The sequence below is a fragment of the Acinetobacter sp. WCHAc060042 genome (assembly GCF_003231195.1).
Taxonomy (GTDB): Bacteria; Pseudomonadota; Gammaproteobacteria; order Pseudomonadales; family Moraxellaceae; genus Acinetobacter.
The window spans coordinates 87,211-96,341 of the sequence record NZ_QKVN01000012.1; the positions used below are offsets into that span (position 1 = coordinate 87,211).

Genomic DNA, 9,131 nt, shown 5'->3' on the forward strand with positions numbered 1-9,131 from the left:
TTTAGCAAATGTAATAATTCGAATTAAAAAATTGTATCTACGGTTGGATACAGACAGGAGTGTGGTTATGGACGAGAGACAAGTAGAACAGATTCTACAAAATCCCAAATTCAAGGAAATGGTTAGTCGTAAAAGTAAACTCAGTTGGACATTAACGGGCATTATGTTGGTTGTGTACGTTGGTTTCATGTTGTTAGTTGGTTACAACAAAGAGTTTCTAATGACCTCAGTCAGTGGTGGGGTGACCACGATTGGCATGCCATTAGGGCTAAGCATTATTGTATTGTCTTTTGTTTTATGTGGTGTGTATTCGTATATTTCGAATAACAAACTAGATGCATTAAATGAAGAAGCAATGCGTGAAGTTGAAGCCATTGCGCAAGAGAAAGGACAGCACTAATGAAATGGAATTCATTGAAAGCGCTTACAGTCGCTACGATAACACTGTTGGCTTCAAGCCTAGCAATCGCAAGCCCTGATTTAGGTGAGGCTCAACAGCAGGCGACAAACTGGCATGCCATTATCATGTTCGCAATTTTTGTGGGCTTTACATTGCTGATCACTAAATGGGCAGCAAAACAAACCACCAATACTGCTGACTTTTATACAGCGGGTGGCGGTATTTCGGGCTTCCAAAATGGTTTAGCAATTGCGGGTGACTATATGTCCGCAGCGTCATTCTTGGGTATTTCCGCAATGGTTTTCAGCTCAGGCTTTGATGGTTTGCTTTACTCACTTGGCTTCATGGTGGGCTGGCCAATCGTATTGTTCTTGGTTGCTGAGCGTCTACGTAACTTAGGTAAGTTCAACTTATCTGACGTGGTGTCATTCCGTTTAGCTGAGAAACCAGTACGTACACTTGCTGCGGTGAGTTCATTGGTGGTGGTTGCATTCTATCTGATTGCTCAGATGGTGGGTGCAGGTCAGCTGATCAAACTGTTATTTGGTTTGAACTATAACATTGCGGTGGTGATTGTCGGTCTTCTGATGATGGCTTACGTGATCTTCGGTGGGATGCTGGCAACGACTTGGGTGCAGATTATTAAAGCTGTAATGCTTTTGTCTGGCGCAACATTCATGGCTTTCATGGTGATGAAAGGCGTGGGCTTCAGCTTCTCTGAAATGTTCTCTCAATCAATTCAAGTTTTCTCTAAAGTTCATGATATTTCTTTAGCAGAAGCGGGCAATATTATGGGCCCTGGTAAACTTGCAGCGAACCCAATTGATGCGATTTCTTTAGGTCTTGCATTAATGTTCGGTACAGCAGGTCTTCCACACATCTTGATGCGTTTCTTTACTGTTAAAGATGCTAAAGAAGCACGTAAATCAGTGGTTGTTGCAACAGGTTTCATTGGTTACTTCTACCTTTTAACTTTCATCATTGGCTTTGGTGCGATCCTTTATGTATCGAATAACCCTCAGTTCCTTGATGTTGCGAAAATGGCAGTAACTGGCAAGCTTGAGCTTGTAGGTGGTAACAACATGGCTGCGGTGCACTTGTCTGACGCTCTTGGCGGTGACTTGTTCATGGGCTTCATTTCAGCGGTAGCATTCGCAACAATTCTTGCCGTAGTAGCTGGTTTGACATTGTCTGGTGCTTCAGCAATTTCACATGACTTGTATGCAAACGTATTCAAGAAAGGTCAAACAACCCCTGAATCTGAACTTCGTATGTCTAAAATCGCGACTTTAGGTCTTGCTATTTTTGCGATGATTTTAGGAATTCTGTTCGAGAAGCAAAACGTAGCCTTCATGGTGGGTCTAGCATTCTCTGTAGCAGCATGTGCAAACTTCCCAGTACTTGTACTTTCAATGTTCTGGAAAGGTTTAACCACACGTGGTGCGGTGATTGGTGGCGTGGTTGGTCTAGCAACTGCAGTAACATTGATTATCTTATCTAAAGCGGTTTGGGTAGATACCTTGGCTATCTCTGAAACCCCAGTGAACCCATTCAATGGTCCAGCAATCTTTGCTATGCCATTGGCGTTCTTCTGCTGCTGGTTGTTCTCTGTGACTGATAATTCAGCACAAGCTCAAGCAGAACGTAAAGCATTTGATGCGCAGTATGTACGTTCACAAACAGGTATTGGTATCTCAGGTGCTTCAGATCACTAATCTGAACCTGATAAAAAAAGCCCCAACTGATGGGGCTTTTTTTTTGTGGGTAGCTCTGAACTTTTGACCGCAAAGTGTCTTTTATCTAGACATTGTTAGATGGAGGTATTAGCGGAAAAGTAAGTAAGATGAAAAGGAACGTGATGACATCTACAAAAACCATGAGCTTCCTATTTTATTCATGTTAAATTAACCACGTAGAACAAAAATGAATCACACTGGGCTTTAAAAAATAATAACTTGGATGGCTAGATATGCAGGTATTGGTCGACTTTTGGAAAGGTTTCCGCTTACTCCCTTCAGCATGGCTGCTGTTACTGCAATTTATGATGCTGATCTTGGCGATGCTGAGCGGACATAGTTTGTCTTTGCGTGTCTTGGTTTGGGGCTTAGGTGTATTGGTGTTATTGATGATTGCCAAAGTCATACGCCAAACCCCAGTATTTACCATTCTAGGGCTGAGTTTTGTCGGTGGAGCCCTGTTCTTTTCCTTATTGATTTTGTTGGGTGCCACGCATCCGATGCTCTTGGTGATTAGTCATGCCTTTGAAGCAATGGCGTATTTTATTGCGGCCTATGGCTTGTTGCGCTATATGTTCGCAGACCGTTATCTGACCAAAGATGAGCTTTTTGCAGCGGGTGCAGTGTTTACCCTTATCGCATGGGGCTTTGCTTTTCTATATAGCATTTGTCAGATTTTGGAGCCCAATAGCTTTTTAAATCCCAATGTGGTGGGCGCACAGTCATGGCTAGATTTATTATTTTTAAGTTTTAGTTTGCAGTCGGCAACGGGCTTGTCTGATTTAATGCCGCTAACACCACTGGCCCGTATGATTGCCATGTTACAGATGTTTTGTGGCGTCATGTATTTTGCGCTAATTGTCTCTCGTTTAATCGCATTGCAATATATTCAGCATCGACCCAATGATCATAAAGAAAATTAAACTGTTACAGGATTCGCACTGCCTTATTTTTAAACATAAATTATGATGGTTCCGAATCGTTAAACTTTAAACAATTCACTTTTCAGTCTGAATCAGACTCGTCTCATTAACCATCTTGGTTATATCTTTGTATTAAAAATAATTTTCTGGGGGAATTATGCCTTCCATAAAACCATCACTGTTTGCGAACGTCAAACAGAATGTATTTCTTAGCACGGTCGTGATTCTAGTGCTTTTTCTAGCCTTAATTCTTTTTGACCCAAGCGGGTTTGAGGCTTTGACCAAACATTTAAATCAATGGATTATTGATTCATTTAGCTGGTTTTATGTCTTAGCCGTTGCATTATTTCTCATCATACTGGTATTTATTGCACTCTCCGACATGGGGAAGATCAAACTTGGTCCAGACCATAGTTTACCTGAATATAGCAGTGGTTCTTGGTTCGCCATGCTATTTACCGCGGGTATGGGGATTGGTCTCATGTTCTTTGGTGTGGCTGAACCCGTGATGCACTATGTCAATCCGCCCACGGGCGATGGACAAACTGTAGATGCTGCACAACAAGCGATGCGCATCACCTTTTTCCATTGGGGATTACATGCATGGGCCATTTATGCACTTGTGGGCTTGTCACTAGCTTATTTCTCTTTCCGACATAATTTGCCTTTAAAAGTTCGCTCCGCTTTATATCCTTTGGTCGGTAAAAAAATTTATGGTGCAACGGGAGATGCGGTTGATACTTTTGCAACCTTAGGCACTATTTTTGGGATCGCTACTACACTTGGATTTGGGGTAACTCAAATTAACTCGGGACTGAATTATTTATTTGGTATCCAGCAAAGTATCGGGATTCAGGTTGGACTGATTATCTTTGTCACTTTTTTGGCTTCACTCTCGGTCGGTTTTGGTTTAGATAAAGGCATTAAACGTCTGTCTGAACTGAACTTGGTACTCGCATTGGTGTTATTACTGTTTGTCTTTTTTACCAGTTCTTCTATTTATATCCTACAAACCAGCATTCAAAATGCAGGGCAATATGTTTCCAACTTATTTGCCATGACCTTCAACCTATATGCCTATCAACCGAATGGTTGGATTGGTGGTTGGACGATTATGTATTGGGCTTGGTGGATTTCGTGGTCGCCTTTTGTGGGGATGTTTATTGCCCGAGTGTCTAAAGGTCGAACCATTCGCGAGTTTATTGTTGGGGTACTGTTCATTCCTACAGGTTTTACGCTGATTTGGATGGGCTTTATGGGAAATGCGGCACTGTTCAGTATTATTCAAGAAGGCCACACTTCTTTAATTACTGCGGTACAACAAGATTCATCGGTTGCACTATTTGAATTTTTAACTCATTTGCCTTTCGTTCAAATATCAAGTCTGATTGCGACCGTTCTGGTGGTGTTATTCTTTGTCACTTCTGCTGACTCAGGTTCATTGGTGATTGATTACTTAACCGCAGAAACAGAAAACTCACCCTTATGGCAACGGCTGTTTTGGACCATTCTGATTGCTTTACTGTCGATTATCCTACTGATGGCAGGTGGGCTGTCCGCCTTACAATCGGCCACAATTATGAGTGCTTTACCGTTTACTTTGATTATGCTGTTGGTCTGCTGGGGCTTATTGAAAGCACTACGTTTAGATGTCACCAAAATGCGTGCACTGCAAGATGCGCGAATTACCCCTCGTGCGATTCAAAATCCACGCAGTTGGCAACAGCGTCTAGGTCTGATTATGCATTATCCGCATACTCAGCTTGAGGTGGAGCAGTTTATTGAACAGCGGGTGCAAGCTGCTTTTTCGGCAGTACAAAAGGAATTCCAGCGTCGTCAATTAGACGTGACCATTCAACAGATTGAGCATGGCTTGCAGTTACGCGTAGATCACCATAATGAGATTAACTTCATCTATCAGGTGGTTGCCCGTGAAACGCAACCGCCAAGTTTTATGGCGGATAGACTGGAGGAACAGCAGTTTTATCAGGCTGAGGTTTTCTTAAGAGAAGGCGGGCAGAATTATGATGTGATGGATTGGACTTTAGAAGATCTACTGCAAGATATTATTGACCAGTACGAACGTCATTTACATTTCTTAAATTTAGTCAGAACCACAAACTAAAAAAAGGACGCTTCAAGCGTCCTTTTTTTTATTCAGTTTCTAAATTGAATTAGAAGCGGAATTTAGCATTTACGCCAACAGTTTGTGTATCGAGATTTTCGATTTCTTTAGCGTTAGCATTTACATAGCTTGCGCCTACAGCAACTGCTGGAGTGATGAAGTAGTTAACGTTTGCACCCCAAGCTGAGTCAGGAGTACCTGCAAAGCTTGATTCAGCATAAGATGCGCCTACGCTCAATTTAGGCGTTAAGTAAAGGTCAGTTTTTAATTGGTAAGCAGTGCTTTCGCCATAAACAAGACCAGCTTCTAAACCAAGCGCCATGTTTGTACCGTCGATGTTACCTACATATTTAGTACGTGCAGTGATTGCGTCTTGGTCATCAGCAATAGTAGCTGCTTCGCCAAAAGTTTTAACTACGCCATTATTCATGATACCGAATGCATCAAGAGCGGTTTGATCAGCAACGCTAGTATAACCTACAGCAACCAAGAAGTTAGGTGCTACTACTGCACCAAGTTCTAATGCATAACGGTCGCCATTGTCATCACGAGTTACGGCATTTTTGCCATCAGTATGAGTGTGGCTATAAGATGCGCTCGCATAAGCAGGTACGAATTTAGTTGGGATATACGCTTCAGCTTTAGCGCCGTAAACATGAGATTCGATGTCAGAACGACCTTCATCTACAGGAGCATCATACTGGCCATATTGGTAAGCTAAAGATACATTTGACGCTTGGTTTAAAAAAGCAGCTTCAGCTAAAGGACCTTTAGATGAATCAACGTTTTTAAAGTAGTAAGTACCTTGTACAGCACCAGTGAAGTTTTTGTCGTTTTCAGTCGTATCTACGTACTCTGATTGACCTTGTACTTCGAATTGGTATGCTTGAGCACCGGTCATGGCTAATAATAAAGCAGTGGCTAAACCGAGTTTTTTCATGATATTTACCAGTTTGTTAACATTGGATTAAACAATGAACATTCTATTGTAACAATTTATTAAGTCAATGAACTCTAATGACATTATAATATTGAGTAAATACTCTAATTATGATGTTGAATAAAAAATGCTCAAATAAACAGATCCATGTCAACCAAAAAAAACTTATGTCAGAACAATAGGGTATATCTATTTATAAAACAGAGAATGCGCAATATTGAATTATCCTGAACTGATTCTTTAATTGATAAATTAGATTGAATTAATAATAACAAACGGTAAAAAAACTAATAAAGTCCCCTTTAAACACTTCAATTTTGTGACATAAATCATGTAAATGCTTAAATTTAGTGCATTAAAACGGCTTTTTGCTTGCATAATGTACATATCTGCAAGTCATTTGTGAGAATTCTCACAATTTTTGTGCAATTATATCAATTCATAGTGCTTTACTTGGCTTTACAATCGAGCAGATTTATTTCATAATTATTTTAGCGAATCATTTAACAATATTGTTGTTTTCTGAGAAGCTAATTCTCCTCAAACAGTTTTTGTTTATATGCCCAACTTTCCCCAAGGTTGGGCTTTTTTTTATTTAAAATTCAGAGACTTTTATTTTATAAGCAGGCAAAGGGTTAAAATATTTTTTGAACCAAAATGGTGCATTATTTTGTTCGATACATTCATTCATATTTTAACATGGTATAAAAAAACCCAATCTTTTGAGGAGATTGGGTTTTCTTGCCAAAACTTGTGGGAAAATTAGAATATTTGCTGAGAGTATATTCTAATTCGCCCCAATGTTGTGCATTATGCACCATAATGTTGCGCATGTAAATATGGCATCTTCAAATGTAAGCGTCTAAAAAAATATTGAAAGAAATTCATCTTTAACATGAAAGTTATTAATGATTGATTTCCTTAGCTTTCATTTGTATTTGAGTATGAGCCTCAAGGAATTTTGCATTAATGAATACTAAAAACTAGGCAAAACAAAGAATTAATGACTTAAATAAGAGATATATTGTTTGTATAATGAGCATTATTGATTATATTTTTTTCTTTTTTAAGAATAGGGGGCGTAGTTTAAGTATGCGAGAAGTACGCTCTGAACATCTGAGTAAAAAGTTATATATCGCAATGAGCATTATTATTTTGTCATTGTGTAGTCTTTCTATTCCCTTGATGGTCAAAAGTTATAATGATTATATAAAAGCTAACCAAGCACTCATTGAGATACAAGCTTTGCAAGCAGTAGCTGACCTTGCCAATAAAATTTCGCGAGAGCGTGCACCAGCGAATAAAGTGATGTCGAGTAATCAACAAGACTTTGCTAAACATGTCTTGGAGCTAAAAGCATATCGGGCTAATGTCGATGAACAAATGCGTAGTACCCAGAAAATTCTTAAAAAATCGGGGTTTTCTAATTTAAATTTAGACTTATTTTCTCAGCTCGAACAAGCATTAGCACAGGGAAGACAGCAAGTAGATCAATATGCAGCTTTGCCACGTGAGCAACGTAATGCAGAAAAAATGGATCAAGCTATTTTAAAAATGTTTACGGCTTGGGAGCGTAGCCATGATGTTTTAAAAGATGTGATTGCCGTTTCAGAAGGAAAAGACACGGCCATTTCAAATTTTTATACGCAAATTTTGTTATTGGCAGATTTAAGGGATCAAGCTGGGCGGGCAGCATCAAATGTCATGGCGCATGTAACCTTTGAACAACCGATTCCTGAAACCAACTTGGCGCGTTCCTTACAAACACGTAAGCAAGTCATGTACTTGTGGGAGCTGATTGATACTCTCCAACCTGAACGTGATAAAACCCCTGAATTCAAGGCATTACATCAAGCTGTTTATAATGAGTTCTTAGCCAAAGGATTGTTGATTGTTGAGCGACTGATGAATGAAAGTATTTATCATCAGCCATATTATTTAACGGGAACACAACTTACCGAGGTGATTGTTGATAAATTCACTACGGTTGTGGATTTGCAGAATTATTTACTCAAATATAGTGTGGAAAAGGCCACACTTGAAAAACGTAAGGCTAAAAATGTTTTGCTCACGACTGTAAGTATTTCATTAGTCTCGATTATTGCTGCGTTATTCACTATGATTTATGCACAAAAAAGAGTTTTTGCTCCATTAATTCAGGCGCGGGAAATCCTTCTCGATTTGTCTAATTCGAGTATGCGTTCTAACGATTTAGAGTCTAAAGATCAATCCGCCAATGTACATTCATTGTTTACAGCGATACAGCAGCTTAAACACACGCTTCAGCAACGGGATGCATTGGAATTTCGGTTGAAAAATATTGCACATTTGGATTCTTTAACAGGCGTCGCAAACCGTTATGCGCTTAACGAGTACATTAAGCTTTTGGAAAATCAGCCGACGCAGTTTTCTGAAACTTGTTTAATGATGATGGATATTGATTATTTTAAACAAGTGAATGATGTTCATGGGCATTTGGTGGGTGACCAAGTCATTCAGTTTGTGGCTGAGAAATTAAAAGATAATATTCGGACTTCTGATTTGTTGGTGCGTTATGGCGGCGATGAATTTATTGTACTCATTGAAAACATTAGCATGGAACGTGCTTTAAAAATTGCTGAGAAGATTCGCTGTGAGATTTATGAAGCAGCATCAATGGATTCAACACGTAGTCCAGATTTGAGTGTGACCATAAGTATTGGTGTTGCGATTGGAGCGGCGAGTTGGACTGAACTTTTGGAGAAAGCCGATCGTGCCTTGTTTCAAGCTAAAGAGCAGGGGAAAAATAAGGTGGCGAGTTAATGTATCGGAGATATTTATATCCACATAATGAGTAAAAATAGACCTCTTCCATAAATAAAAAGATGATCATTTTTTATTTATGGAAGAGGTCTATTTTAAATGTAATTTAAAGTTTTACTATTTTGGGTGTCATTGCATAATAATAAGTCGATAAATATTATTTAAAAGTGGATTCTGCTTTAGTGTAACATTATTTTAAATGATC

General features: G+C 39.3%; 6 protein-coding genes. 5 read left to right on the top strand and 1 reads right to left on the bottom strand.

Annotated elements, in window-relative coordinates:
• Positions 1 to 67 precede the first annotated feature (67 nt).
• From DPG01_RS07285 to betT, 4 genes are all read left to right on the top strand, one after another.
• Positions 68 to 400, top strand: coding sequence for a DUF485 domain-containing protein (locus DPG01_RS07285; protein WP_086209146.1), 333 nt, complete (start codon positions 68 to 70; stop codon positions 398 to 400).
• The gene (locus DPG01_RS07290) at positions 400 to 2,115 is read left to right on the top strand and encodes a cation acetate symporter (RefSeq protein ID WP_086209145.1); all 1,716 of its coding nucleotides are present in this window, start codon (positions 400 to 402) and stop codon (positions 2,113 to 2,115) included. Before DPG01_RS07285 ends, DPG01_RS07290 begins: the two co-directional genes overlap by 1 nt.
• Before the next feature lie 254 nt (positions 2,116 to 2,369).
• Complete coding sequence (locus DPG01_RS07295) at positions 2,370 to 3,059, top strand: ion channel (protein WP_086209144.1); 690 nt, start codon at positions 2,370 to 2,372, stop codon at positions 3,057 to 3,059.
• A gap of 157 nt (positions 3,060 to 3,216) precedes the next feature.
• Positions 3,217 to 5,184 (top strand): choline BCCT transporter BetT, encoded by a 1,968-nt coding sequence (gene betT / locus DPG01_RS07300; protein ID WP_110974639.1) that lies wholly within the window; start codon positions 3,217 to 3,219, stop codon positions 5,182 to 5,184.
• Positions 5,185 to 5,233: 49 nt separating this feature from the next.
• Here the strand turns inward: betT and omp33-36 are convergent, their stop codons facing one another.
• Positions 5,234 to 6,127 (bottom strand): porin Omp33-36, encoded by an 894-nt coding sequence (gene omp33-36, locus DPG01_RS07305; RefSeq protein ID WP_265735889.1) that lies wholly within the window; start codon positions 6,125 to 6,127, stop codon positions 5,234 to 5,236.
• 1,089 nt (positions 6,128 to 7,216) lie between these two features.
• Between omp33-36 and DPG01_RS07310 the strand changes: the two genes are divergently transcribed.
• A complete protein-coding gene (locus tag DPG01_RS07310) occupies positions 7,217 to 8,926 on the top strand; it encodes a GGDEF domain-containing protein (RefSeq protein ID WP_110974641.1) in 1,710 nt (569 codons plus the stop codon).
• The last annotated feature ends 205 nt before the right edge of the window (positions 8,927 to 9,131 follow it).